We start from the raw sequence: 23,184 nt of genomic DNA on the forward strand, positions 1-23,184 counted from the left end.
AGCGGGGGGGGGATACTCGAACCTCTTCTCAAGGAAGGTGAATCTATGGCTCTTACCCCAGACCAAAAAACTGCGGCGATCAAGGCTGCTGCCGATATCGTCGTCGCATTGATTCAGTCAACCGCTGCATACAAGAACATGGGCGTCGCTGTCACTGGATCCGATGCCGCAGCGGCTGCGTTTCGGAAGACTTTTGAAGCCATCAAACAAAGTGCTGATTGAGGGTTAATTCCTCCTCATCGGCATGAATCTGAAGGGCCCTCAGTGCTAATTGGGGGCCCTTTCTTTTCCGGAGATACCATGGCGCAGATCACTCCCCAACAGGTTGGCGGCGTGAACGTCGTGGCCTTCAGGACTAGCGTGTCGACGTGGCCGCTGCCGCCGCTGAGGGGGCAGCGGCCGGCTTCGGTGCGGCAGTACCTGGTGATGGTGGAGCTGGGGTTTCAGCGGGTGAGGCGCCGGCTTGAGGCTGGGGCGCGGGCGGCGTGGTGGCGAGCTGGCGTTCGATTGCTTTTACCGTTGGCGCCAGTAGATAAGTCTGCAGAGCGACGGCACTGCCGAATGCCATGGCGAGAGAAAGAGCGAAGAGTAGGCCGTAATACTTCTTCCCTATGCGCGGGATCATCAATGTGTAGTGCTGAATACTTGCCGTTAGGTAGGAACCTAACGCGATCAGCAGCACGCCGCTGACGATGGACGCCTGCGGCGAATCGTAGGCCTTGCCGACGAAGGAGAACAGTCCGATCGCGACGAGAAACTCGGCCACGTTCTTGATCACGCTGGTGATATGTAGGTTCGCTTTCTCGAACTCTTTCACGTAATCCGTTTCAGCCATGGCTTCGTCCGTGGATGGGCAGTGTAGACAGGTGTGCACCTCAAGCGTACCGTTTCGGACACGATCAGATAAGAGTCTCTGGCAAACCCGAGGGCTCTTTCTTTTCCACCCATTCCAGCGGCTCGCCCTCATCGGCGGGCCGTTTTCGTTTCTGCGGGAGTAGGCCAGAGGCCCAGGCTGCCGGGCTCATAACCCGGAGATTCGCCGGTTCGAATCCGGCCCTCAGAACCATCCACGCCCGTCCACCCTCACCGGACCAATTCGCCGAGCCTGCCGGGCTGCGGTGACAGGCACCTATTTAACCAAACGGGGAGGGCGTCATGCCGAACCGGATCAACCATGGAATCGACATGCGGGGAGAAATCATTGATGCGGTGGGCACCGCAGCCCTGAAGGTCACGCCGCCAGTAACGGTGGCCACGGCCGTCGCATCGGGGTTCACCCTAGACAAGGCGGTGCTGGTGCTGACGGCCATCTACCTGGTGGGCCAGATCGGCTACCTGGTGTGGAAGTGGGTACGCGAATGGCGCCAGGCGCGCCGCGGCGGGGTGACCGGATGAAGGGCAAGGTGATCGGCGGTAGTGTCGCGGGCGTCGTGCTGCTCGCTGCCGGCGCGCTGGTGAAGCCTTGGGAGGGCTACTCGCCCACGCCGTACATCGACATGGTGGGCGTCGCCACCCACTGCTACGGCGACACCACCCGCCCGGACAAGGCGGTCTACACCGAGCAGGAGTGCGCCCAGAAGCTCAACAGCCGCTTGGGCAGCTACCTGACCGGGATCAGCCAGTGCATCAAGGTGCCGCTGCGCGAGCGCGAGTGGGCCGCGGTGCTGAGCTGGACCTACAACGTGGGCGTGGGCGCTGCCTGCCGCTCGACGCTGGTGGGCCGGATCAATGCCGGCCAGCCCGCCGCGAGCTGGTGCCCGGAGCTAGGCCGCTGGGTCTACGCCGGCGGCAAGCGCGTGCAGGGGTTGGTGAACCGTCGCGCGGCAGAACGCGCCATGTGCGAGGGCAAGTCATGAGCCGTATCGGCGTTGTGGTCGTCGGACTCGGCCTGTGGTCCGCCGCCATGTTTGGTGCCGGCTGGACTTGGCGAGGTGACCAGGCGGAGGCGAGTGAAGCCAATCAGCGCGGCACCGCAGCCTTGGCCGTGGCCGAACAGGTGAGTCAGGCCCGAGCCGTCGAACACCGCCAGGTCGACAGCCTCGCAACCATCGGAGCAATACATGAAAAAGACCGCGCTGCGGCCGAGACCGTCCCTGCTGCTGTTGTGGCTGGCCTGCGCGCTGGTCGTCTGCAGTTGCGCGACGACCTCGCCAATTGCCACACCGCTCGCCTGTCCGAAGCCGCCGCCGGCGCCGTCGAACGTGATGCGCGAGCCGAACTACGTCCAGAGGTTGTCGGAGCTGCTGTTCGAATCGTCACCGACGCGGAAGACCAGATCCGGGCCTGTCAAGCGGTAGTGCGTACGTACCATGCAGACCTATCGGGCGAATAGGCCACAAGTCTGTGCCGGAGCAGCCAGTGAGTCCGGCATAGGTTGACGCGGCCGTATGGCGGAGGAGCTTGTCGGCGGTGTACGCGCTTGCTTCTCCGAAGGCTCCTTGTTCGGCAGCCGAAGCAGCTCTAATCTGCGCTTGGAGTTAAACCCGGCCGGTTGCAGGCCGGGAGTCAACTTCACTCAAGATGCACCAGTTATGGAGTTTCAGGTTCCTGGCGGCCGATACGTGCCATTGACAACACTGCCAAGGATGGTGCTGGTTGTATTGAGGTACTCAGTCTCTGCTGTGCGGAAAAGGTGATTGGGAAGCTCTTCCTTTACCAAACGCCCGGGGATCTCCGTACGTCCCTTTTCAAAGCTCATTTTCAGAGCGCCACAAAGCGTGGCGGAATCGCTTTTGCGTAGCTTGCCTGCAAACACGACGAGTGCGCGCTCGTTCGCGAGATCTCTTCCAACGCGTTTAGCTTGTTGGACTTCATCATCCTGAGTCACTGTGTTTCTCCGATCATGGGCGTTAAGTCCTCATACCATCTTTTCTGCTTCTAAGTAAGTACACGAGTATGGAAAATCACGTGACCTCGTCCGGTGCTTGCATTGAGCTTGCGGAGCCGGACATCGGGTGGGCATGTCGGTTCAGGCAGAGGATCTTGAGTCTTCTGTCGGACGGGTTGGGTTGATGAGCGCGGCGTTCACTCGCAGGAGCAGGCAAACCGGCGGCAGCGCCTTCGCGCACCTGTACGGCACCGCGCGTTGGCAGCGAACACGCAGGGCGCAGTTGGACCGTGAACCGCTGTGCAGCCGATGCAAGGCTCGCGGCCACGTCACGGTCGCCACCGTGTGCAACCACACCAACGGACACCCGTCTGGGGAGACGGAGGAGATGTTCTGGACTGGACCCTTCGACAGCCAGTGCGCCGACTGTCACAACGTCGACCAGGCGCGTCTGGAGCGCGGTGCGGCGCAGGTCCGAGGGTGCGATGAGGACGGGTGGCCGGTGGCTGGCTGACGTGTTCCACGGAACGGTTCCACAGGGGGGGGTAAATTTATGCCATTTCGACCGGCCTAGACCGACCGTCCCCCCAAATTCGCGTATCCACAATTCACGGGACGACCCTCGAACGGGCCATCCCAGCCAAGAAATCCCGCATTTTCCCGAGGAATTCATGCCAAGGCCCCGATTGCCCGTCGCAAAAGCTGCGACAAGCGGCGCCGCCATCAAGAATCCAGGCCGGCATGCCGGGAGAAAGAGGCCAAAAGGTACGCGCGCCCTGGGCGAGCCGTTCAAAACCATGACGGCTGCCGAAAAGCGGGCGTGGAAGGAATTCGCATCGGAAATGCCATGGCTCAATTCCAGCCACCGGGTGCTTCTTCGCCTGGCGTGCCTCTGGACGGCGCGGATGGAGGACCCCAAAGCCGAATTCGGCGTGTCAGCAACCCAGGCGCTCAGCTCGATCCTTTCGAAGCTGGGCGCCACACCTGTGGATGAATCGAAGGTCTCGCATGGCGGTGACGAAGACGACCAGGGCGAAGAATTCTTCGGTGGCCCCAGCTCCGGCCGACCGCACTAAGGCGTATGCGCTGGATGTGGTGGCTGGCCGGATCGTTGCCGGCCCTCATGTCCGAAACGCCTGCCGGCGCCACCTGCAGGATCTGATTGAAGGCCCCGAACGGGGCCTTTACTTTGACCACGGGGCTGCCGAGTACGCGTTCCGCTACTTCGAGAACGTCCTGATGCTCTCCGAGGGTCAGTTCGAGGGCCGGAAGTTCGAGCTGCACCCTTCGCAGGCGTTCATCATCGGCTCGCTCTTTGGCTGGAAGGGCGCAGACGGGCTTCGCAGGTTCCGCCGCGCGTACATCGAGCAGGGGAAGGGCAACGGCAAAAGCCCGCTGGCCGGTGGGCTGGGCCTGCTGGGGATGACGGCTGCAGGCGAGGCTGGCGCACAGATCTACTCGGCGGCGGCGAAGAAGGACCAGGCTGGCATCCTGTTCGCCGACGCGGTGAAGATGGTCAAGAAGTCGCCGCTCCTGGCCAAGCGCATCGAGTTCGCTGGCGGTGAGGGGCGGGAGTTCAGCATGGCGCACCACGCCAGCGCGAGCTTCTTCCGGCCGGTGTCGCGCGATACGGGCCGTACCGGCTCCGGTCCTCGACCGTTCTTCGTGCTGGTCGATGAGGTGCACGAGCTTCCCGACCGGCGAATCATCGAAATGCTGGAGCGCGGCTTCAAGTTCCGCCGCGAGCCGCTGCTCTTCATGATCACCAACTCCGGCAGCGACCGGACCTCGGTGTGTTGGGAGGAGCACGAGCATGCCGTCAAGGTCGCCGCCGGCCATACCGAGGCGGTGAACGATCCGACCTTCGTCGGCGACGTTATCGACGACAGCACCTTCAGCTACGTGTGCAGCTTGGACGACGGGGACGACCCCCTTGAGGATCCCAGCTGCTGGGCGAAGGCCAATCCCCTGTTGGGGGTAACTATCACCGAGCAGTACCTGGCGGGCGTGGTGGCGCAAGCCAAAGCGATCCCCGGGTCACTGAACGGCATTCTTCGTCTGCATTTCTGCGTGTGGACCGATGCGGAGACCGCCTGGATGACGCGCCCAACGCTGGAACCGGCGCTGGCCGACTTCGACCCGCGCATGCATGAGGGACGGAAGGTCTACCTCGGCCTCGACCTATCGCAGGTTCGCGATATCACCGCGATGGCAGCGGTCGTGGAGACCGGCACTGTCCCGGTAGAGGTGGAGGTAGAGGGCGAGAAGCTGGTCATCGAGAAGCCGACGTTCGACGCCTGGATCGAGGCTTGGACGCCCGGGGACACGCTGGATCAGCGGCAATTGCAGGACAAGCTGCCCTATCGCACGTGGGTCAACGGTGGACACCTGCACGCGCCTCAAGGGCAGGCCATCAACTTTCGGCACGTGGCCCAGGTCATGGCCGAGTACGACAACCGTTATGACGTGCAACTGGTCGCGTACGACCGCTACGCGTTCCGCCGCTTTGAAGAGGAGGTCAACGACATTGGTTTGTCTGTGACCTTCGCTGAGCACCCGCAGGGTGGCTGCAAGAAGGGCAAGCCACTGGAAGCGGCGGTGGAAGCCGCCGAGCAGTCGGGACAGCCAGTACCTGAAGGCATGTGGATGCCCGGGTCGCTGCGCTTGCTGGAAGAGGCGCTGCTGGAGGGACGCCTGCGCCTGCGCCGCAACCCGGTTCTGGTGTCCGCAATCATGTCCGCCGTCATCGAATCGGACCGCTGGGGCAACAGCTGGCTGTCGAAGGCCAGGTCGGCAAACAAGATCGACGCCGCGGTAGCCATTTGCATGGCCATCGGCGCGGCACACGCCATGCCACCGGACGCCGGCGGCATAGACGACTACCTGGAAAACGGCTTCTTTGGACTGATCGGATGACTACCTTTCGCTGGTACAACCCGCTGAGCTGGCGGTTCTTCGGATACGACGACCCTGCCACGGGCAACTACGTGGAGGTCGACCTATCCACCGGTGGCCGAGGCACCAAGGCGGGCGTCCGAGTGACGCCCAAGAAGGCGCTGACGGTCAGCATCGTCTGGTCCTGCGTCAAGGTGCTGTCCGAGTCCGCCGCGGGGCTGCCTTGGAAGCTGTATGAGGACGCGGGCGGCCTCCGTCAGCTGGTCAGGGGGAGCAGCCCGCAGAGGCGCCGTCTGCTTCGCCTGCTGAGCAAGCCGAATCCGTTCATCAAGTGGCTGGACCTGATCAAGGCGGTCGTGGTGAACATGGCGCTGCGCGGCAATGCCTTCGCCATCGTCCAACGTGACGACAATGGTGGATGGATCGGCCTGATTCCCGTGCCGGTGGACAGCGTCCGCATCGACACCGACGACGGCCTTATCTACTGGGCGAACATCAACGGCAGCGAAACCCCGGTTTCCCCGGAGAACATGCTGCACTTCAAGCTGTTCAGCTCCGACGGCATCGTTGGCCTTTCACCGGTGGAGTACCAGGCTGAAACCATCGGGCTGGCGCGCGCTGCGCAGGATTGGTCAGCCCGCTTCATGCGCAAGGGGGGCTTCACTGGTGGATACATCATCTATCCCGGCTTCCTGACGAAGGAGCAGCAGGCGCAAATCAAGGCGAAGCTGCCTGATATCCGCCAGGGCGATGTGGACGACCTCGGCAAGATGGCCATCCTGCAGGGTGGGCCGACGATCACGCCGGCCGGCCTGACCCAGAAAGACAGCCAGTTCATCGAATCGCAGCAGTTCCAGGAGGAGGCGCTCGCCGGCATCTGGGGCGTTCCGCTGTACCTGACCAACCGCGCTCGATCCACTTCGGTGTTGGGCTCCAATCTGGAGCAGCAAACCAGCGGCTTCGTCACCTTCGGCTTGAAGCCCTATCTGGACGCGATCGAGAGCGAGATCAACGACAAGCTGTTCGCCGATAGCGACATGTTCGTGGAGGCCGTCGTAGAGGGGCTACTGCGCGCCGACAGCGGAGCGCGAGCCAACTACTACAAGACAGCTCTAGGCGGCTCAGGTGGGTCGGGCTGGATGGCGATCAACGAGGTCCGGGTGAAAGAGAACCTGCCTGTGCTGGAAGGCGAGCAATACAACCAGGTCACACGGTGGACCAGCAACAAGCCCGATTCCAGCAACGACGACCCAACGGGAGACTCCGCCAATGCTTAGCAAGTATTCCTGCCCGTTCGAGGTAAAAGCGGCAGACGATGCCGGCAACTTCGAGGGCTATGCCTCGGTGTTCGACAACGTGGATCTCGGCGAGGACCTGATCCTGCCGGGCGCCTTCGTCAAGGTGAAGACGACTCGGACTGGCCGACTGCGCCTGGCGCTGTACCACAACCTGACCCGACTGATTGGCGATGCCGAGTTCAAACAGGACGGCAACGGCCTGCACTTGAAGGGCAAGGTCAACCTCAACGTCAGCTACGCCAAGGACGCCTACGAGCTGATGAAGGCCGGCACGTTGGACGAAATGTCAGTCGGCTTCAACACGTTGGAGGACGCGATCGAAAACCGCCAGGGGCAGCGGGTGCGCGTGATCAAGAAGGCCGAACTGTGGGAGGCGTCGGTCGTCCCCTTCGGCATGAACCCGGAAGCACAGGTGATGAGCGTCAAGTCCGACGTTCGCGCCTTCGAATCGGCCCTGCGCGAACGCATGGGGCTGTCCCAGAAAGAGGCGGCGGCCGTCGCCTCGCTCGGCTTTCCCGCGATCCACCGTGACGGTGGCATTCGGGACACGGAGACCGTGAAGCAGCTGCAGCAACTCGGCACATCCATCGAATCCATCTTCAAAGGAATGCACCAATGAGCGAGAACATCAGCGATATCCGTGAGGGTCTGGAAAAGCAGCTGAAGGACGGCTTCGCCGGCCTGCAGAAGAAGTACGACAGCGCCTCGGCCGAAATCGAGAAGGGCAACCAGGTCACCACCGATCTGAAGAAGCAGATCCAGACTGCCACCGACGAGATCCAGAAGGTGGTCGACAAGGTGCTGAAGCTGGAAGAGAAAGGCATCGGGCTGGGCAACCAGCCCGGTACGAAGAAGGGCTTCATCGACTTCATCAAGGGCAACGACGAGTATAAGGCGCTGCAGGGCCGTGAGAAGTCGGCGGCCGAGATCGAGATCAAGAAGGACGAGCTGGCGTCCATGCAGGAAACCAAGGCCGTCACTAGCGCCGGCATCGTCGTGCCGAACTACGACCCGACCATCCAGCCGGGCATCCGCCAGGAGCTGCGCATCCGCGACCTGATCCCGTCGATCTCCGTCACTGGCCAGAGCTACACCTACTTCCGCGAGAAGTTGCACACCCGTGGCGCTGGCCCGGTCGGGGAAGGCGCGGCCAAGCCGCAGAGCAACGTCACCTTCGAGCAGAAGACCGACCTGGTGAAGAAGCTGGCGGTCTGGATCCCGGTCACCGACGAAGCGCTGGACGACGTGCCGCAGATGTACGGCTACCTGCAGCAGCTGCTGCGCTACGACCTGAAGCTGGAAGAAGAAGTCCAGATCCTGAAGGGCGACGGCCTGGGCAACAACCTGCCCGGCCTGATGACTGATGCCACGGTGTTCGACGACGCCCTCTCGAAGGCAAGCGACACCTCGATCGACACTGTCCGCCGCGCGATCTACCAGGTGCGCAAGCAGTCGAAGCTGTCGGCCGACGCCACGGTGATGACCGAACTGGACTGGATGAACATCGAGTTGGAAAAGGACAGCCAGAACCGCTACCTGTTCGCCAACCTGCAGGGCTTCGTGACCCCGATCCTGTGGGGCCGGCCGGTGGTCGCCTCGGACAGCATGGACGAAGGCGACGGCACCACCACCGGTGGCGAGTTCCTGGTCGCCAACTTCCAGCGCGGCGCCACGATCTACGACCGCATGAGCTTCCTGTTCAAGGTCGGCCTGATCAACGACGACTTCGTGAAGAACCAGCGCGTATTGCTGGTCGAAGAGCGCCTGGGCCTGGCCAAGCGCCGCGTCGAGGCATTCGTGAAGGGCCGCTTCAAGCCGCAGGCGTGATAGCGAGCTGATCCCGAACGAGGCCGGCCACGTGCCGGCCTCTCTCTTTCTATACGGAGCAGGAACATGAAGATCAAAGCCGAATGGGGCTTCCGCGGCGACGCCCCGAAGCTTAATGCCGAGTCCGCCGATGTGAAGGCTGGCGACGTGTTCGACGGCGTGGATCCGGAATACGGGCACGCGCTGGTCGGCAAGGGTCTGGTGGTACAGGTCCACGAAGGTGCCGCACCCCAGAAGACGAAGCCGGCCCGATCCAGCGAACTGAAGACGGGCGAGGGCGGCGGTGGGGTCGAAACCTCCAGTACTGAAGGAGCGACCGACGCTGCAGGCACCCAGTCTGGCGATGGTGAAGCGTCCGGCGGTGCCGGTCCGGCCGAACCCGTCACCGGCGGCGCCGCCTCTGGCGAGCCGACCACTTCCGACCAGAGCGGTGCCGACAAGAAGGCGCTCTTGATCCAGCAGCTCGAGGCCGCCGGCGTCGAGTTCGACCGCCGCTGGGGTGCTGATCGCCTGGCAGCAGTTCTGGCCGAAGCCCAGAAGAAGGATCCCGCCTGATGGCCGTCACCCTCGACCTGGAACTGGTGCGCAAGCAGTGCAACATCGTTGCCGACGTGGACGACGCCCTGCTGCAGCAGTACGTGGCAGCCGCGCTGGCGCACATCGAGCAGCACTGCGACCGGAGGCTGGTCGAGGGTGAGCCGGCCGGCCCGGATGAGATGAAGCTGTCGCCAGACGTGTTGCAGGCTGCACTTCTGCTGGTGGGGCACTGGGTCGCCAACCGTGAGGCGACTGTGGTCGGCGAGGTATCCACTGAGGTGCAGTTCGGCGTCGAGCGGCTCCTCTGGTATAGGAAGACATTCTGATGCGCGCCGGCTTGCTCAATCGAAAGGTCCGGGTTGAGCGCCCGGCGTCCGGAACGGATGACTGGGGTCAACCAGCCCAAGGATGGGAGCTGGTCGACGAGATCATGGTCAGCGTTGCCGGAGAAACCGGTCTCGGGGCAATTCGCGCCGGCCTCCTAGGCGGCGTCCCGGCATCGATCTCCCGATACAGCTTCATGGCCAGGTATCAGACCGTGAGGGCGCTGGGGATCGATGCAACGATGCGGATCCTTTTCGACGGCCTAGTGTTTGAGGTGAAGGGGATCACCCGTGACCTCAACCGCAGGGATCGCGCCTTCATTGCTACCGAGGAGGGAGGAAACAGCGGATGAGCATCAAGGCGAACGTTGACTTCTCCGGCGCGGTGAGGGGTCTGGAGGCACTTCTCGACTCCCGCGTCAGCCTCGCACGTTCCATGGGCGTTGCCGGTGGCCAGGTCATTCGGGATGAAGTGAAGTTGCGTGCACCGGTGGGCACGGAGGAGGGGGGTAGCCTGCGCCCCGGAAGTCTTCGCGACGCGATCTACCTGGCGTACCGTGATGGCCGATCCACCGACAGTCGGCAGATTTACTCGATTTCCTGGAACGCCAAGAAGGCGCCCCACGGGCACTTGATCGAGTTCGGGCACTGGCAAACGCACGCGGTCTACAAGGACAAGGACGGCTCCTGGACGCTGGGTGCGCCGCTGGCGCAGCCCAAATGGGTGCCGGCCGAGCCCTTCGTTCGACCAGGGTACGACGCGTCCCTGGCGCGCGCGCAGGCGGCGATGGTGGAAAGGGGTAGGGAGCGGCTTCCCGAATTGTTGCGTGAGGCGCGAGGAGGCAGCGGATGAGCTACGAACCGTCTCTCCATGCCCTGATTGCACCCTTGGTACAGGGGCGCTTCTATCCCGACGTTCCGCCAGACCAGCCGGTCTTCCCGTTTGCGCTCTATCAGCAGGTTGGAGGCCAGGCCCTGTGGTTCCTCGAAGGATCAATGCCGGACCACAAGCATGCGCGGGTGCAGATCACCATATGGTCCAAGTCCAGGCCCGAGGCCAACACGCTGATCCGTCGTATTGAGGATGTGATCTGTACCGGCGTTCCACATTCCGAGCCCTATGGCGCCGCAGTCGCCATGTACGAGGCGCCCATCAAGGCATACGGCGCCCGTCTCGATTTCGGGCTCTGGTTCCCTGACCCGTAAGTGGCCCACCAACCCCGTATCAGCCCGGCCATGCGCCGGGCTTTTCGTTTTCAACCAGAGGAAGACAACACATGGCACTCAAGCTCCCGAAGGGCACCCAGTTCGGCTTCGCGCCGGTGCTGGCCACCAAGATCGCAACCACTGGCATCTCCAAGGCGGCGCCCGCGTTGGCGAGCATTGCCGCCGATGCAGTCGACACCGACGACGTGGTGGTACTGGAGGTCCCGGGCTGGCCGGCCCTGAACAACCGCACGACCCGGGCTGGCGCCGAATCCACCGGTGCAATCGAATTGCTCGGCACCGACACCACCGATACCACCCTGTACCCGGGCACCAGCGGCGCCGGCTCGCTGCGCAAGGCAGGCGCCTTCATCGACCTGGACCAGCAGGGCGATCCGACCACCGCCGGCGGAGAACAGCAGTACTGGAGCGGGACCCTGCTGGAGGACCCGACCGGCCGCCAGATCCAGATCCCGACCTTCAAGAACGCCAAGACCATCACCATCCCGCTCTACTACGACCCGTCCAAGCCCTGGTATCCGGCGTTGAAGACGGTCGACGCCAAGGGCGAGCCGGTGGTGCTGCGGGCCAAGCTTGCCGGCGGTGACGTTCTGTACTGGTATGGCTACCTGAGCTACGACGGTGACCCGACCATGACCGCGAACACGCCGATGGGCACCACCGCGACGTTCACCGCCCTGGCCGATTCGGTCCTGGTGGAGGGCGCCTGATGTTTAAGGTAAAGGCCCCGGAGACCTTCAAGGCATCGTTGACCATCATCGGCCACGGCCGCGAGCAGAAGCTCAACCTGATCTATCGGCACCTGACACAGGAGGCGTACACGGCGCTCTTGCAACGCCTGGCGGGGCAGGAGATCACGCCGGCTCAAGCGATCCTGGACATGGTGGCGGAATGGGATGCGGACGTGTCGCTGGATACCGCCGGCGTGGATGAGGCCCTGCAGCAGCAGATCGGCCTGGATGCGGTGATCATCACCGGCTACGCGCAGGCGATCCAGGTGGCCCGCAAGGGAAACTGATCGAGGCGGTGGGGGCGCTGTACTGGCGCGCGCCCACCGAGGCCGAGCTTGCCCAGGTCGGCCTCAAAGCGAAGCACTACCAGCCGCCGGACGTGCAGCTGTGGCCCGAGTGTTCGCTGCCTATCGAGATCTTCTCGCGGGTCTCCACCCAGTGGCGTGCAAGCGCCGGAGGTCCGTTTGGGCTGGACTACAACGTCGTGTTCCAGGAGCTGGACCGCGAAGGGTTGACCGGTGATCGCCGGGCCGAGGTGATGGCCGCGATACGCATCATTGAGGGCGCTGCCCTAACCGAAATTAGCAAGGGCTGACCATGACCGACCAATCAATTGGCGCGGCTCGAATCGACCTGGTCGTCAATACGCAGCAGTTCGACAGTGCGATCACCGCAGCAAAGCGCGGTGTGGCCGACATGTCGGGCAGCGCACAGCAGCAGTATCAGCAGCTGTCGCGCGCTGAGCGCTCGCGCGTCGATACGCTGGTGCGCCAGGCGGACACCCTGGGCATGACCCGGTCCCAGCAGTTGGCCTACAACGCCGCCTTGCGCACGAGTGGGCCGGTGCTGGACGAGATCGTACAGAAGTTGGCCCGAGCTGAAGCTGCGGCCAAGCGCTCCGGAAAGGAGCTGAATGCATACGGTGTCAGCGCGGCCCAGCAGGCAGCGGCAATGCGCGGCGTGCCCGCGCAGATCACCGACATTGCTGTGAGCCTGCAGGGTGGGCAGAACCCGCTGACTGTCTTCCTGCAGCAGGGCGGACAGCTCAAGGACATGTTCGGCGGCATCCGGCCAGCGGCCGCCGCCTTGGCGTCGCAGCTGCTGTCGATGATCAACCCGCTCACAGCCGCAGCCGCGGCGACTGCAGCGCTTGGCGTGGCTTGGTATCAGGTCGGAGAGGCGCAGCGGCAGGCGGAACTGGCGCTGATCACGACCGGAAACTATGCCGGAACCAGTGCCGAGCAGATTGCGGCGCTCGCTCGGCAGATGGACAACCTTGGCGGTGTAACACGAGGCAAGGCCCTGGCGGCGCTGACTCAGGTTGCGGCATCAGGCCGGTTCACTGGCGAACAGTTCCGCTTGGTGTCGGAATCAGCGGCCGAAATGGAAGGAGCGACTGGTCAGAGCATCGACTCCACCATCGACAAGTTCAAGGAGCTGGCGAAGGACCCGGTAGAAGGCCTGCTAAAGCTGAACGAGGCCGAGCACTTCCTCACGCGCGCGCAACTGGACCGGGTGACCGCGCTTCAAGAAGAAGGGAGGCAGCAAGAGGCGGTAACGGAGGCGATCCGGATCTATCACGCCAGCCTTGGAGATGTTTCTGCAAAGGCGCGTGAATCCCTTTCGGGCGTCAGCCAGTGGTGGAAGGCAGTAAAGGACGACACCTCATCGGCCTTCAATGAGCTTGGGCGGTACATCGATCTCACTGATCGCCTCCTCACGCGCACCACGGGGGTGAAACGAGGTGCGGTGGCGGAGACGGCATCATTCTTCACCCCGATAGCAGGCCAGGCAAAGCTCGCGGGTGGGTTGCTTGGCGCGGCGAATGACTTCGCCGAGCGGTACTGGGGCCTTGGCCCCAAGCCCACCGTCACGATGGCAGGGATCTACGGCAATGGCGCAGAGGAATCGATCGGCAGCGCTGGGGAGCGGAAGCGCCTAGAGCAGCGGAAGAAGGACCAACAGGAATGGGATCGTCTGGCCGGGCAGAACCTGTCCAAGCGCCAGAAGCAGCTCGCCGAAGAGGCGCAGATCGTCGCCCTGGGCAAGAAGCTCGGCAAGGACCAGGCTGATATCGACCGGGAAGTCGCAGCGTCGCGGAAGCAGTTCGCTGAGGCAGAAGCGCGCCGCGGTGGTGGCTCCAAAACAAACCCGGCCACGTCTATCGTTGCCAGAATTCAGCAGCAGGTAGCTCTGAACAAAGAGCAGTCAGGCAGCGAGGAGAAGCTCACTGTCAGCCAGCGCCTGCGGGTGCAGGTGCTGGAAGAACTGGACAGGCTGGGTTCCAAGATTCCCGAAGCGGATCGGAAGCGCATCGGGACGATGCTGGAGGAGCTGAAGACCACCGGCGAACTTGTGGAGGCCAAGGACAAGCAGAAGAAGGCCCTGGAGGCGCTCACCCGGCAGCAGGCCATCTTCGACCAGCAGGCCGAGTCACGGCGCAGGGGTAATGAGCTGGACTTGATGAGCTACGGCCGCGGCCAGGACGCGGTCGCCCAGCTGCGCCGGCAGATGGAGGTGCAACGGGAATACGAGGACGAACTGAAGCGCTTGGGCGACCGTAAGGTTGCTACCGATCAGGACCAATGGGACCAGCTGGCGGCGAATGCGGCGCGGCACAGGGATGAGCAGCTGCAGCTGGAGATGGATTACCAAGCGCGCCGGCTTGCCGCGATGGGAGACTGGCGCAACGGCACCCGAGCCGCCTTCGAGGATTACGCCACGGAGGCGAACAACGCGGCTGGCCAGGCCCACTCCGCGCTGACGAACGCATTCCAGGGCGCGGAAGACGCTCTGGTTCAGTTCGCCATGACCGGGAAGCTGTCATTCCACGACCTGGCCAACTCGATCATTGCCGACCTGGCACGCATTGCCGCAAAGCAGGCGATCGTCGGTATCGCCGGGATGATCGCCAGTGCCTGGGGCGGCGGGGTCACTGCCGCGGGGAATGCTGCAGCTACCAGCGGCACTCAGCAGATCAACTCCGATCTTCTCGCCAACATAGGCCGCAATGCCAAGGGTGGTGTCTACACATCACCAAGCCTGTCGGCGTATTCCGGCGGCGTCTACAGCTCCCCGCAGTTGTTCGCCTTTGCGAAGGGGGCAGGCGTGTTCGGTGAGGCCGGGCCGGAGGCCATCATGCCGCTACAGCGTGGGCCCGATGGACGCTTGGGCGTAGCAGCGCATGGTGGTGGAACAGGGTCGTCACAGGTGAAAGTGAACGTCGTGGTGAACAGCGACGGATCGACCGATGTGTCAGCCGACACCCCGATGTGGCAGCAGTTCGGCAAGGAGATCGGGCAGCTGATCGACATGAAGATCAACGATGCGCAGCTCCGGTCCATGAAGGACGGCGGCGCTATGAGGGTGATGGGGAGAGGTTGATGACCGACACATTCAGTTGGAAAGCCACCAGCCAGAGCAGCGGATCAGCGACTGCGTCGGTGAGGCGCGCAAAGTTCGGGGATGGTTACTCACAGCAGGTTGCGGAGGGCATCAATTCCGTTGCCAGAAAGTACCAGGTGAGCTTCGTTGCGCCCAAGGCGGTGGTCACCGAGATCATCGCCTTCCTCGATGCACACGCCGGCATGTCCTTCTTGTGGGCCGGCCCTTGGGGAACAGGCCTCTACTACTGCGACACCTACACCGACTCCCACCTTGGTGGCCTGACCTACAGCGTCACGGCCACCTTCGAACAGACTTTCCAGCCGTAAGGAGAGAACATGGCACTTCAGCCAATCAATACCGATACAGTCCAGCCGAACGGCAAGAAGGGCGATCCAGCCAGGATCGCCTTCGGGAAGGTCAACGATAACGACGCGTACCTCGATGGTCGGATCAGTACCGTCGCCACAGCTGCGGCCACCGCGGACACGAAGGCGACCAATGCGGGTGCTGCAGCTGCGGCGGCTGTTCCGAAGTCTGGCGGTGAAGCCGGCGCCATGACGGGGACGCTCGTCATGCGAGGCGGCGGAACGGCAGTTCGTCGCGCGAACTTTTTCCACAACGCGAATGCTACGAACGATTTCGGAGCCAAGCTCACCCTGTCCTACAACGCCAGCAACAGCGATCTGGCCGGCATGTTCTTGGTCCCTACGGGAGCCAACGGATTCGAATCTCAGCTCCAAGTCTGGTTGAAGGATGGCGATTTCTTCAACTCGGCCTATATCCAAGCGCTCACGGTCACCCGAACAGCTGTCTCCTTCCGTGGCAGTGCCCTATGGCACGCGGGTAACACGACGGTGGATGCCAACAACTTCATCAAGAGAGCCTGAACATGGAGCCCACCTGCACCGCAGCGTTCAACATCCAGCCTCATGGTGGGATCGTGCTTGATGGAGACCATGCTCCTGGCACAAGCATCGGTTGCTCGTTTGATGCTCTGGGCATCGCGTGCGCTCGGGTTGCGACTGGTGTGTATCGGGTAGCTGGTCCGGGGATCAAACCGGCTACCGGGTGGCGCGCGAGCGTATACCGTGACGAGAATGACGAACAGACCATCCGCCTGGCCATCCAGCAGGTGGCGGGTGCGGTGCTCTACTCGTGTACCGATCCGGCGACTGGAGAGGCAAGGGACATTGTCTACTTGCTGACGGTACGTGTCGTCGTTGACGCTCCGGAGGTCGAACAAGCCGAGGATGCGGAGGTCGATGCGCCATGATCACCGCCGATGCCCAGCAGCTCGAGCCAGGCGGCCGCGTCACGGTCTATGAACTGGACTGCACCAGCTTCGGTGCAGATCAGCTCTGGTTTCACCAGCACCTCCAGTCGGGGGTGATCTGGTGGCAGGGCCAGGAATATGGACCTTGGCCGATCAACGCTACCGGGTTCGAGCGCACCAGCGAGCAGCAGCCCAACCCACGGCTTAGGGTCAGCAACATCGATGGCCGGATCGGCGCTCTGTGCCGCATGTTCCAGGATCTGGCCGGCGCCAAGCTGATCCGCCGGCAGACGCTGGTGAAGTACTTGGACGCGGCCAACTTCCCCGAGGGGAACCCGTTGGCTGATCCGGGCGAACACTTCCCGGATGAGATCTGGTACATCGAGCGCAAGGTGGGCGAGGACGACGAAACGGTTGAGTTCGAGCTGACCACGGTGGCCGACTTCAACGGGCGGGAGCTGCCCGCGCGGCAATGCACGAGGATCTGCAGCGCCCTGCTGCACGGGGGCTATCGAGGTCCCTACTGCGGCTACACCGGCTCGGCCTACTTCGATATCAACGACCAGCCGGTCGACGACCCGGCCAGGGACGTGTGCGCCGGACTGGTCCAGAGCTGCCAACTGCGGTTCGGCCAGGACAAGCCGATTCCGCACGGTGGATTCCCCGCCGCCGGCCTGCTGCGGACCTGACGATCCGCCATACACCAGCTCCAGACCATTCGCGCTGCACCAGCAGCACCACAGGGCTCGCCAGGCGCGGGCCTTTTCTATGGGCGAGATCCATGCAACAGAGCACCCTGCAGGCCATCCAGGCGCATGCCGTGGCCGACTACCCGCGCGAGTGCTGCGGCCTCATCGTGGCCGGCTGCGATGGGGAGATATACGTCCCATGCCGCAACCTGGCCACAACTCCCAGCGAGCACTTCCGGCTGCCGGCAGAGGACTTTGCCGACGCCGAGGACAACGGCGAAGTGCTGGCCGTCGTGCACAGCCACCCGAACGCGTCTGCGGCTGCCTCTGATGCCGACCGCGTCATGTGCGAGGCCAGCGGCCTGCCGTGGCACATCGTGAGCGTGGGGCAGTGCGTTGGGGCTGATCCCGAATGTGGCGACCTGCAGACCATAGTGCCCTGCGGCTACGAGGCGCCGCTGGTGGGCCGGCAATTCGCCCACGGCGTGCTGGATTGCTACAGCCTGGTGCGTGATTTCTACGTCCGCGAGCTGGGCATCCAGCTCAGCCAGTACGAGCGGGAGGACGACTGGTGGGAGAAGGGGCAGGACCTCTACAGCCTGGACCGGCTGCAGGCGGAGGGCTTCGCGGTCATCCAGGGCGAGCCGCGCCGCGGCGACATGATCCTGATGCAGATCCGCTCACCTGTACCGAATCATGCCGGCGTCTACCTGGGCGACGGGAAGATGCTGCACCACATGCACGGGCGCCTGTCTGAAACGGTGGTCTACGGCGGCATGTGGGCCGAGCGCACCCGCTACATCGTCCGCCACAAGGAGGCCAGCAATGACTGAGCGCCTGCGCACTGTCCGGCTGTACGGGCGCCTCGGCGCTCGCTTTGGCCGCAAGTTCCAGCTGGTGGTGAACAGCCCGGCCGAGGCCATTTTCGCGCTCGGCATCCTGCTGCCCGGCTTCCGGCAGTTCCTGACAGGCTGCAAGGACCAGGGCGTCGAGTTTGCCGTGTTCATCGGGCGGGAGAACCTGAGCAAGGCGCAGCTGCACGATCCGCCGGGTGCCGACGATATCCGCATTGCACCGGTGCTGGTCGGCTCCAAACGTGGGGGTGCCCTGCAGACCATCGTCGGTGTGGCCCTGATCGTGGTGGCCTCCATCTACGGCGGTCCGGGCGCCGGCGCCGCAGCGGCCAAGTTCTGGGGCGCTGTCGGCGCGGCCGGCTGGAGTCTGGCGATCGGCGGCGTGGTGCAGATGCTGTCGCCCCAGCCCCGTGGCCTAGGGACGAAGGAGGCCGCCGAGAACACGCCGAACTACAGCATGAACGGGCCTGTGAACGTGCAGGCCCAAGGCAACCCCGTGCCCGTCGCCTACGGCGGCCACGACACAAAGGGGATGGTCGTCGGATCCGTGGTGATCAGCGGCGGCATCTACGCGGAGGACCAGCAGTGAACCGAGCCGTCAGCTATCAACACGATCCGCTGGCCCTGGCGTGCGTTGATGTGATCGGCGCAGGCGGCAAGAGCAGCACCAACGCCCGCACGCCGGTGGAGACCCCGGACAGCCTGCACTCGATCTCCTATGCCAAGGTGCTGGACCTGGTCAGCGAGGGCGAGATCCGGGGTCTGGTGGCCGGCAACCAGTCCGTCTACCTCAATGAGGTGCCGATCCAGAACAGCGACGGCAGCTTCAACTTCAACGGCGTGAAGGTCGAGACGCGCTCGGGCACGCAGGACCAGGAGTACATCCCGGGCTTCCCGTCGGTCGAGAACGAGATCGGCGTCGGCGTCGAGCTGCGCGACACACCGGTGGTGCGAGCAGCCTCCGGGCAGGATCTGTCTGCGGTTCGGATCCGGTTTGGTGTTCCCGCCCTGCAAAGGCAGAACACCGAGAACGGTGACACCGAGGGCTACGCCGTCGAGTACGCCATCGATCTGTCCACTGACGGCGGCGCCTTCAGCACGGTGCTGAGCAACGCCTTCCGTGGCAAGACCACTACCGAGTACCAGCGCAGCCATCGCATCGACCTGCCGCCGGGCAATCAGTGGCAGGCGCGGATCCGCCGCCTTACGCCGAACGCGAACAGCTCCACCGTCGCCGACACCGTGAACGTGATCTCCATGACGGAGATCATCGACGTGAAGCTGCGCTACCCGAACTGCGCACTGGCCGCGATCCAGATCGACGGCAGCCAGTTCCAGGGCAAGCCGACCACGGCCTACCGCATCTGGGGCCGGATCATCCGCGTGCCCAGCAACTACGACCCGATCGCGCGTACCTACAGCGGGGTGTGGGATGGCACCTTCAAGTCGGCCTGGACGAACAACCCGGCGTGGGTGTTCTTTGACATGGTCACCAACGACCGCTTCGGCCTGGGCGACCGAATCCCGCTGGATTGGGTGAACAAGTGGCGCCTGTACGAGATCGCGCAGTACTGCGATCAGCTGGTCAGCGACGGCATGGGCGGCATGGAGCCGCGCTTCACCTGCAGCCTGTACCTGCAGACCCGGGAGTCGGCCCACAAGGTGCTGCAGGACATGGCCAGCATGTTCCGCGGCATCAGCTTCTACGCGGCGGGGCAGATCATGGCCTCGGCCGACATGCCGAAGGACCCGGTCTATACCTACAGCCAGGCCAACGTGGTCGACGGGAAGTTCACGTACACCGGCAGCGGCAGCAAGGCACGGCACACGGTGGCGTTGGTGTCCTGGTCCGACCCGGACGACTTCGGCCGGCAGAAGGTCGAGCCGGTCCAGCTGCAGGAAGGGATTGCACGCTACGGCGTGAACCAGATCGAGGTGACGGCTTTCGGCTGCCACTCCAAGTCGCAGGCCCAGCGCGTGGGGCTGCACATCCTCTACAGCGAGAATCTGGAGACGGAGACCGTCAACTTCGCCGTGGGTCTCGATGTCCTGAACTGCATGCCCGGTGACGTGATCCAGGTCGCCGATGCGAAGCGCGCGGGGCGGCGCAACTCCGGCCGCATCAGCGCGGCCGCGGCGAGCAGCCTTACCCTGGATGTGGTGCCGCCCTCGATGCAGGCCGGGGATCTCCTGCGGGCGACGCTGCCGGGCGGGAAGACCGAGGCCCGCACCATCAGCGCGGTCAACCCGGAGACGCGCGTGGTGACCGTCTCTGCGCCTTGGAGCGCGATCCCGGTGGTGCAGTCGATCTGGGCGACGGAGTCGACCGACCTGGTGATGCAGCAGTTCCGGGTGATCAGCATCACCGAGGAAGATGGGCTGACCTATCGCGTCACCGCGCTGCAGCACCGCCCGGACAAGTTCGCGGCCATCGATGACGGCACCCGGCTGGAGCCGCCGCCCATCAGCATCGTACCGCCCAGCGTGCAGCCGCCGCCGGCGAACGTGCGCCTGTCCTCGCATGTGGTGATCGACCAGGGCATTGCCACGCCGGTGCTGACCATTGAATGGGATGCGGCCGACAAGGCGATTGCCTACGACGTGGAATGGCGCCGGGACGATCTGAACTGGGTGCGTGTGGGGCGCGTGGGCACGGCCAGCGCGGAGGTGCGCGGGGTCTATGCGGGCAAGTACCTGGCCCGGGTGCGTGCGGTGAATGCGCTCAATGCGGTGTCGCAGCCGGCCCTCAGTGTCCTCACCGACATTCAGGGGAAGACGGAGCCGCCGCCGGCGCTGACCTCCCTGACGGCAGCGTCAGTGGTGTTCGGCATCCAGCTGGCCTGGGCGTTCCCGCCCGGGGCAACCGACACCCAACGCACCGAGATCTGGCGCAGCGCTGGCCCGAACCTGGAGAACGCGACGAAGCTGGGCGATTTCGCCTATCCACAGGACCGGCACCGGCTCGATGGCCTGGCCGCCGGCGCGAAGTTCTACTTCTGGGGTCGGTTGGTCGACCGCAGCGGCAACATCGGGCCGTGGTATCCCGCTGGCGCTGGTGTCGTGGGCGAGTCGAGCACCGACGTGACCGAGTATGACGCCTATTTCTCCGGCCTCATCAACAAGAGCGCGCTGGGGCGGGAGCTGCTGTCGGAGATCGAGAGCATCAGCAGTATCGTCCCGTTGATCTGGGCCGCAGATGCCACGTATGAGTCGGGCCAGACGGTGGTGCACAACGGCAAGATCTGGTTGTGGACCGACGCCGCCCCGGGGAACGAGGAGCCGCCTGGCACGAAGTGGAAGAGCGTCGGCGATGCCGTGGCCGAGGCCGGCGCGTTGGCCGGGCGGATCGATCAGCTGGAGCTTGACGTTACGGAGGTGGACGGCAAGGTCACGGCGGTGGGCAACCGCGTAGATGGCCTGGTGGCGCAATACAGCGCTGAGCACGCCGGCGATGGGGACTGGAACGCGGGCGATGAGGACGCGTTTGCCGGCACGATCACCACGCTGACGGTCATCGCGAGCGGAGACTATGCGCTGGGCAGGCGGGTGGATACCACCGAAGCAGCGGTAGGCGAGACCCGGGCGATGGTGCAGGCCACCTCGCAGGCTCTGGTCGACTTGGACGGACAGATCAGCGCCTCGTACAGCCTGAAGCTGCAGGTGGCAGCCAATGGCCAGTACTATGCGGCCGGCATGGGCATCGGCGTCGAGAACCAGCCAGACGGCAGCTATCAGAGCCAGATCCTGATGCAGGCTGACCGCTTCGCTGTGATCAACGTGGTGAATGGAAACATCACCGCCCCATTCGTAATTCAGAACGGCCAGACGTTCATCAGCCAAGCATTGATCGGCACCGCGTGGATCACCAGCGCCAACATCGCCGATGCCGCGATCACCAACGCGAAGATCAGTGGGGCCATCCAATCCGATGATTACGTGCCGGGGCAAAGCGGCTGGAGAATCAACAAGGCGGCGGGTGGTGGATTCGAGTTCAATGGCGCCGTCGCCGGCGGATATCAGTTGAACATCACGAACCAGGGCATTTACATCCGCTACCCGAACGGCAATCTCGCCGTGGAGCTTGGAGTGCTGCAGTAATGGTCGACACTGGGCTGAGGGTTCGGACCGAGAGCGGGTACGTGGAGACTTCGGTTACCACTAAGCTGTCGAAGAGGATCGGGTCCTACACGTTCCCGCTCTACAGCCCTGTCAATTCCAACAACAAGTGGGTCGCGCCACCCGAGGCAAATGGAGGGCTCGTCGTCAACGACTTCCTTGGCGGCGAGCCTTACTACTACTTCACCTGCGAAGGCCAACGATCGGTGTACGGAATGCTGGTCCCTTCGGTGACCATATCGGGGAACAGCATCAACTGGAGCTGGGATCCTGACGTGGTGAACTTCCACGTCAGGATGGAGATGTTTCCGAGCAAGCCCACGACGGACACCGTCGGCGGCATCACCCTTCATTACGGGGTATACAGCTGATGGCCGTCGGACTACGCGTGCGGAACCAGGGAACCGGGCAGATCCAGATTGGGGCTGGCTATCAGAATCTACAGTTGGCCAAGTCAGGGACGCTCAACACCGGAACTTTCTCCGGCGGCGGGACCGGCGGCTCGCCGCCATTTGCCTCATGGTCGCCGAGCGGGGTCCTGGCCTCAACGAGCGGGACATCGAATCTCCATGTCTGCCGCTACATCAATGACAGCGTGGCAACTACGACGGGATTCACTCTGGTTCAGACCGGTGTGACGTGTTTCGTCTACGCTTCCAACCAAGCGCCGAACAAGACGCTGGAGTACTACACATTCAATGCCACCGAGCGTGCGGCCAGTGGACCGGTTGGTCTGCGCATGCGTGGCGAAGACGGCACGGTCTTCTACGACTCCCGACGCAAGGGTCTGCGGGTACTCCAGGTGGTGGCGCTGCCAACGGTCCCAGGGCCTCCCGTAGAGATCGGCCAGTTCTTCCCAGGGACAAAGATCGGCATTGCCATCCCGTCGCCGCGCTTCTACTACTTCTCGCAGTCACAGGATCGGTGCACCATGAATGCCGACCATTTCCACATGACCAGCGACAACCGGATCTTCCTCTCGCGATTGCAGGTGACTCAACAGACCCTGATCACCAACACGTTCCCGGTGGGCGGCGTGACGATGGGGCCGCAGAACGCCACGATCTTCATCGTGGACCTGACCGAGGTGCCGCTGGGGTTCGGATGAAGAGTGCGGCGTGGCCGAATTTCAATTCAATGCCATCCGCCTAAAAGATGATTGAGGGTGATCGACGTGAGCGCTGTCACATTGTGGGATCG

The 23,184-nt window shown here is 63.7% G+C and carries 29 protein-coding genes and 1 tRNA gene; 28 read left to right on the forward strand and 2 right to left on the reverse strand.

Going from position 1 to position 23,184, the window contains the following annotated elements; genetic code table 11:
* The first annotated feature begins 45 nt into the window (after positions 1-45).
* Positions 46-222 carry a hypothetical protein gene (locus tag AC5P8R_RS08695; RefSeq protein WP_495223269.1) on the forward strand — a complete coding sequence of 59 codons (177 nt, stop codon included), beginning with the start codon at positions 46-48 and terminating at the stop codon, positions 220-222.
* Positions 223-355: 133 nt separating this feature from the next.
* On the opposite strand, the gene AC5P8R_RS08700 is transcribed toward AC5P8R_RS08695, so the two are convergent.
* Positions 356-835 carry a hypothetical protein gene (locus tag AC5P8R_RS08700; protein WP_495223270.1) on the reverse strand — a complete coding sequence of 160 codons (480 nt, stop codon included), beginning with the start codon at positions 833-835 and terminating at the stop codon, positions 356-358.
* 150 nt (positions 836-985) lie between these two features.
* Here AC5P8R_RS08700 and AC5P8R_RS08705 point away from each other — a divergent pair.
* The 4 genes from AC5P8R_RS08705 to AC5P8R_RS08720 all read left to right on the forward strand — a co-directional run bounded on the left by AC5P8R_RS08705 (position 986) and on the right by AC5P8R_RS08720 (position 2,332).
* A tRNA-Ile gene (locus tag AC5P8R_RS08705) sits at positions 986-1,066 on the forward strand.
* An 89-nt stretch (positions 1,067-1,155) separates the two neighbouring features.
* On the forward strand, positions 1,156-1,395 hold the full coding sequence (locus AC5P8R_RS08710; RefSeq protein ID WP_495223272.1) for a hypothetical protein: 240 nt from the start codon (positions 1,156-1,158) through the stop codon (positions 1,393-1,395).
* The gene (locus tag AC5P8R_RS08715) at positions 1,392-1,856 is read left to right on the forward strand and encodes a lysozyme (protein ID WP_495223274.1); all 465 of its coding nucleotides are present in this window, start codon (positions 1,392-1,394) and stop codon (positions 1,854-1,856) included. Before AC5P8R_RS08710 ends, AC5P8R_RS08715 begins: the two co-directional genes overlap by 4 nt.
* Complete coding sequence (locus AC5P8R_RS08720) at positions 1,853-2,332, forward strand: lysis system spanin subunit (RefSeq protein WP_495223276.1); 480 nt, start codon at positions 1,853-1,855, stop codon at positions 2,330-2,332. Before AC5P8R_RS08715 ends, AC5P8R_RS08720 begins: the two co-directional genes overlap by 4 nt.
* A gap of 207 nt (positions 2,333-2,539) precedes the next feature.
* Here AC5P8R_RS08720 and AC5P8R_RS08725 read toward each other — a convergent pair whose 3' ends face one another.
* The gene (locus tag AC5P8R_RS08725) at positions 2,540-2,827 is read right to left on the reverse strand and encodes a hypothetical protein (RefSeq protein WP_346601233.1); all 288 of its coding nucleotides are present in this window, start codon (positions 2,825-2,827) and stop codon (positions 2,540-2,542) included.
* A gap of 797 nt (positions 2,828-3,624) precedes the next feature.
* Here AC5P8R_RS08725 and AC5P8R_RS08730 point away from each other — a divergent pair.
* The 23 genes from AC5P8R_RS08730 to AC5P8R_RS08840 all read left to right on the forward strand — a co-directional run bounded on the left by AC5P8R_RS08730 (position 3,625) and on the right by AC5P8R_RS08840 (position 23,092).
* Positions 3,625-3,903, forward strand: coding sequence for a hypothetical protein (locus tag AC5P8R_RS08730; protein WP_164136120.1), 279 nt, complete (start codon positions 3,625-3,627; stop codon positions 3,901-3,903).
* Positions 3,836-5,743 (forward strand): terminase large subunit, encoded by a 1,908-nt coding sequence (locus tag AC5P8R_RS08735; RefSeq protein WP_495223278.1) that lies wholly within the window; start codon positions 3,836-3,838, stop codon positions 5,741-5,743. Before AC5P8R_RS08730 ends, AC5P8R_RS08735 begins: the two co-directional genes overlap by 68 nt.
* Positions 5,740-6,999: a phage portal protein gene (locus tag AC5P8R_RS08740; RefSeq protein ID WP_495223279.1), complete on the forward strand. Its 1,260-nt coding sequence runs from the start codon at positions 5,740-5,742 to the stop codon at positions 6,997-6,999. The genes AC5P8R_RS08735 and AC5P8R_RS08740 overlap by 4 nt, the downstream gene beginning before the upstream one ends.
* Positions 6,992-7,639, forward strand: coding sequence for an HK97 family phage prohead protease (locus tag AC5P8R_RS08745; protein WP_495223280.1), 648 nt, complete (start codon positions 6,992-6,994; stop codon positions 7,637-7,639). The genes AC5P8R_RS08740 and AC5P8R_RS08745 overlap by 8 nt, the downstream gene beginning before the upstream one ends.
* Complete coding sequence (locus AC5P8R_RS08750) at positions 7,636-8,847, forward strand: phage major capsid protein (RefSeq protein ID WP_495223282.1); 1,212 nt, start codon at positions 7,636-7,638, stop codon at positions 8,845-8,847. Before AC5P8R_RS08745 ends, AC5P8R_RS08750 begins: the two co-directional genes overlap by 4 nt.
* A 66-nt stretch (positions 8,848-8,913) precedes the next feature.
* Positions 8,914-9,402 (forward strand): hypothetical protein, encoded by a 489-nt coding sequence (locus AC5P8R_RS08755; protein WP_495223283.1) that lies wholly within the window; start codon positions 8,914-8,916, stop codon positions 9,400-9,402.
* The gene (locus AC5P8R_RS08760; protein ID WP_495223284.1) at positions 9,402-9,710 is read left to right on the forward strand and encodes a head-tail connector protein; all 309 of its coding nucleotides are present in this window, start codon (positions 9,402-9,404) and stop codon (positions 9,708-9,710) included. The genes AC5P8R_RS08755 and AC5P8R_RS08760 overlap by 1 nt, the downstream gene beginning before the upstream one ends.
* Positions 9,710-10,060, forward strand: coding sequence for a head-tail adaptor protein (locus AC5P8R_RS08765; protein ID WP_495223286.1), 351 nt, complete (start codon positions 9,710-9,712; stop codon positions 10,058-10,060). The genes AC5P8R_RS08760 and AC5P8R_RS08765 overlap by 1 nt, the downstream gene beginning before the upstream one ends.
* On the forward strand, positions 10,057-10,560 hold the full coding sequence (locus AC5P8R_RS08770) for an HK97 gp10 family phage protein (RefSeq protein WP_346601240.1): 504 nt from the start codon (positions 10,057-10,059) through the stop codon (positions 10,558-10,560). Before AC5P8R_RS08765 ends, AC5P8R_RS08770 begins: the two co-directional genes overlap by 4 nt.
* Complete coding sequence (gp17, locus tag AC5P8R_RS08775; protein WP_142234528.1) at positions 10,557-10,913, forward strand: tail completion protein gp17; 357 nt, start codon at positions 10,557-10,559, stop codon at positions 10,911-10,913. Before AC5P8R_RS08770 ends, gp17 begins: the two co-directional genes overlap by 4 nt.
* A gap of 71 nt (positions 10,914-10,984) precedes the next feature.
* On the forward strand, positions 10,985-11,644 hold the full coding sequence (locus AC5P8R_RS08780; RefSeq protein ID WP_495223287.1) for a phage tail tube protein: 660 nt from the start codon (positions 10,985-10,987) through the stop codon (positions 11,642-11,644).
* On the forward strand, positions 11,644-11,952 hold the full coding sequence (locus AC5P8R_RS08785) for a phage tail assembly chaperone (RefSeq protein WP_164166315.1): 309 nt from the start codon (positions 11,644-11,646) through the stop codon (positions 11,950-11,952). The genes AC5P8R_RS08780 and AC5P8R_RS08785 overlap by 1 nt, the downstream gene beginning before the upstream one ends.
* An 8-nt stretch (positions 11,953-11,960) precedes the next feature.
* On the forward strand, positions 11,961-12,260 hold the full coding sequence (locus tag AC5P8R_RS08790; RefSeq protein ID WP_262086880.1) for a DUF1799 domain-containing protein: 300 nt from the start codon (positions 11,961-11,963) through the stop codon (positions 12,258-12,260).
* Between the two features lie 2 nt (positions 12,261-12,262).
* Complete coding sequence (locus AC5P8R_RS08795) at positions 12,263-15,049, forward strand: phage tail tape measure protein (protein WP_495223288.1); 2,787 nt, start codon at positions 12,263-12,265, stop codon at positions 15,047-15,049.
* Positions 15,049-15,378, forward strand: a complete 330-nt coding sequence (locus tag AC5P8R_RS08800) for a phage tail protein (protein ID WP_495223289.1) — start codon at positions 15,049-15,051, stop codon at positions 15,376-15,378. The genes AC5P8R_RS08795 and AC5P8R_RS08800 overlap by 1 nt, the downstream gene beginning before the upstream one ends.
* 9 nt (positions 15,379-15,387) lie before the next feature.
* Positions 15,388-15,939, forward strand: coding sequence for a hypothetical protein (locus AC5P8R_RS08805; protein ID WP_495223290.1), 552 nt, complete (start codon positions 15,388-15,390; stop codon positions 15,937-15,939).
* Positions 15,940-15,941: 2 nt separating this feature from the next.
* Complete coding sequence (locus AC5P8R_RS08810; RefSeq protein WP_495223291.1) at positions 15,942-16,325, forward strand: hypothetical protein; 384 nt, start codon at positions 15,942-15,944, stop codon at positions 16,323-16,325.
* Positions 16,322-17,014: a phage minor tail protein L gene (locus AC5P8R_RS08815; protein ID WP_495223292.1), complete on the forward strand. Its 693-nt coding sequence runs from the start codon at positions 16,322-16,324 to the stop codon at positions 17,012-17,014. The genes AC5P8R_RS08810 and AC5P8R_RS08815 overlap by 4 nt, the downstream gene beginning before the upstream one ends.
* A 92-nt stretch (positions 17,015-17,106) precedes the next feature.
* Positions 17,107-17,847, forward strand: a complete 741-nt coding sequence (locus AC5P8R_RS08820) for a C40 family peptidase (RefSeq protein ID WP_495223293.1) — start codon at positions 17,107-17,109, stop codon at positions 17,845-17,847.
* Complete coding sequence (locus AC5P8R_RS08825; protein WP_169410831.1) at positions 17,840-18,457, forward strand: tail assembly protein; 618 nt, start codon at positions 17,840-17,842, stop codon at positions 18,455-18,457. The genes AC5P8R_RS08820 and AC5P8R_RS08825 overlap by 8 nt, the downstream gene beginning before the upstream one ends.
* 95 nt (positions 18,458-18,552) lie before the next feature.
* Positions 18,553-21,966, forward strand: coding sequence for a TipJ family phage tail tip protein (locus tag AC5P8R_RS08830; RefSeq protein ID WP_495223294.1), 3,414 nt, complete (start codon positions 18,553-18,555; stop codon positions 21,964-21,966).
* On the forward strand, positions 21,966-22,355 hold the full coding sequence (locus AC5P8R_RS08835) for a hypothetical protein (RefSeq protein WP_495223295.1): 390 nt from the start codon (positions 21,966-21,968) through the stop codon (positions 22,353-22,355). Before AC5P8R_RS08830 ends, AC5P8R_RS08835 begins: the two co-directional genes overlap by 1 nt.
* Positions 22,355-23,092: a hypothetical protein gene (locus AC5P8R_RS08840; protein WP_289213994.1), complete on the forward strand. Its 738-nt coding sequence runs from the start codon at positions 22,355-22,357 to the stop codon at positions 23,090-23,092. Before AC5P8R_RS08835 ends, AC5P8R_RS08840 begins: the two co-directional genes overlap by 1 nt.
* The last annotated feature ends 92 nt before the right edge of the window (positions 23,093-23,184 follow it).

The organism is Stenotrophomonas sp. YJH_SMC_73 (assembly GCF_059370155.1).

Bases quoted from the DNA above. Each gene is read 5' to 3' on its own strand.
- AC5P8R_RS08715 (WP_495223274.1), top strand. From the start codon at position 1,392: ATGAAGGGCAAGGTGATCGGCGGTAGTGTCGCGGGCGTCGTGCTGCTC.
- AC5P8R_RS08825 (WP_169410831.1), top strand. From the start codon at position 17,840: ATGACTGAGCGCCTGCGCACTGTCCGGCTGTACGGGCGCCTCGGCGCT.
- AC5P8R_RS08770 (WP_346601240.1), top strand. From the start codon at position 10,057: ATGAGCATCAAGGCGAACGTTGACTTCTCCGGCGCGGTGAGGGGTCTG.
- AC5P8R_RS08800 (WP_495223289.1), top strand. From the start codon at position 15,049: ATGACCGACACATTCAGTTGGAAAGCCACCAGCCAGAGCAGCGGATCA.
- AC5P8R_RS08720 (WP_495223276.1), top strand. From the start codon at position 1,853: ATGAGCCGTATCGGCGTTGTGGTCGTCGGACTCGGCCTGTGGTCCGCC.
- AC5P8R_RS08810 (WP_495223291.1), top strand. From the start codon at position 15,942: ATGGAGCCCACCTGCACCGCAGCGTTCAACATCCAGCCTCATGGTGGG.
- AC5P8R_RS08700 (WP_495223270.1), bottom strand. From the start codon at position 835: ATGGCTGAAACGGATTACGTGAAAGAGTTCGAGAAAGCGAACCTACAT.
- AC5P8R_RS08820 (WP_495223293.1), top strand. From the start codon at position 17,107: ATGCAACAGAGCACCCTGCAGGCCATCCAGGCGCATGCCGTGGCCGAC.
- AC5P8R_RS08730 (WP_164136120.1), top strand. From the start codon at position 3,625: ATGACGGCTGCCGAAAAGCGGGCGTGGAAGGAATTCGCATCGGAAATG.
- AC5P8R_RS08805 (WP_495223290.1), top strand. From the start codon at position 15,388: ATGGCACTTCAGCCAATCAATACCGATACAGTCCAGCCGAACGGCAAG.
- AC5P8R_RS08735 (WP_495223278.1), top strand. From the start codon at position 3,836: ATGGCGGTGACGAAGACGACCAGGGCGAAGAATTCTTCGGTGGCCCCA.
- AC5P8R_RS08765 (WP_495223286.1), top strand. From the start codon at position 9,710: ATGCGCGCCGGCTTGCTCAATCGAAAGGTCCGGGTTGAGCGCCCGGCG.
- AC5P8R_RS08740 (WP_495223279.1), top strand. From the start codon at position 5,740: ATGACTACCTTTCGCTGGTACAACCCGCTGAGCTGGCGGTTCTTCGGA.
- AC5P8R_RS08710 (WP_495223272.1), top strand. From the start codon at position 1,156: ATGCCGAACCGGATCAACCATGGAATCGACATGCGGGGAGAAATCATT.
- gp17 (WP_142234528.1), top strand. From the start codon at position 10,557: ATGAGCTACGAACCGTCTCTCCATGCCCTGATTGCACCCTTGGTACAG.
- AC5P8R_RS08760 (WP_495223284.1), top strand. From the start codon at position 9,402: ATGGCCGTCACCCTCGACCTGGAACTGGTGCGCAAGCAGTGCAACATC.
- AC5P8R_RS08835 (WP_495223295.1), top strand. From the start codon at position 21,966: ATGGTCGACACTGGGCTGAGGGTTCGGACCGAGAGCGGGTACGTGGAG.
- AC5P8R_RS08750 (WP_495223282.1), top strand. From the start codon at position 7,636: ATGAGCGAGAACATCAGCGATATCCGTGAGGGTCTGGAAAAGCAGCTG.
- AC5P8R_RS08795 (WP_495223288.1), top strand. From the start codon at position 12,263: ATGACCGACCAATCAATTGGCGCGGCTCGAATCGACCTGGTCGTCAAT.
- AC5P8R_RS08785 (WP_164166315.1), top strand. From the start codon at position 11,644: ATGTTTAAGGTAAAGGCCCCGGAGACCTTCAAGGCATCGTTGACCATC.
- AC5P8R_RS08755 (WP_495223283.1), top strand. From the start codon at position 8,914: ATGAAGATCAAAGCCGAATGGGGCTTCCGCGGCGACGCCCCGAAGCTT.
- AC5P8R_RS08815 (WP_495223292.1), top strand. From the start codon at position 16,322: ATGATCACCGCCGATGCCCAGCAGCTCGAGCCAGGCGGCCGCGTCACG.
- AC5P8R_RS08840 (WP_289213994.1), top strand. From the start codon at position 22,355: ATGGCCGTCGGACTACGCGTGCGGAACCAGGGAACCGGGCAGATCCAG.
- AC5P8R_RS08745 (WP_495223280.1), top strand. From the start codon at position 6,992: ATGCTTAGCAAGTATTCCTGCCCGTTCGAGGTAAAAGCGGCAGACGAT.
- AC5P8R_RS08780 (WP_495223287.1), top strand. From the start codon at position 10,985: ATGGCACTCAAGCTCCCGAAGGGCACCCAGTTCGGCTTCGCGCCGGTG.
- AC5P8R_RS08695 (WP_495223269.1), top strand. From the start codon at position 46: ATGGCTCTTACCCCAGACCAAAAAACTGCGGCGATCAAGGCTGCTGCC.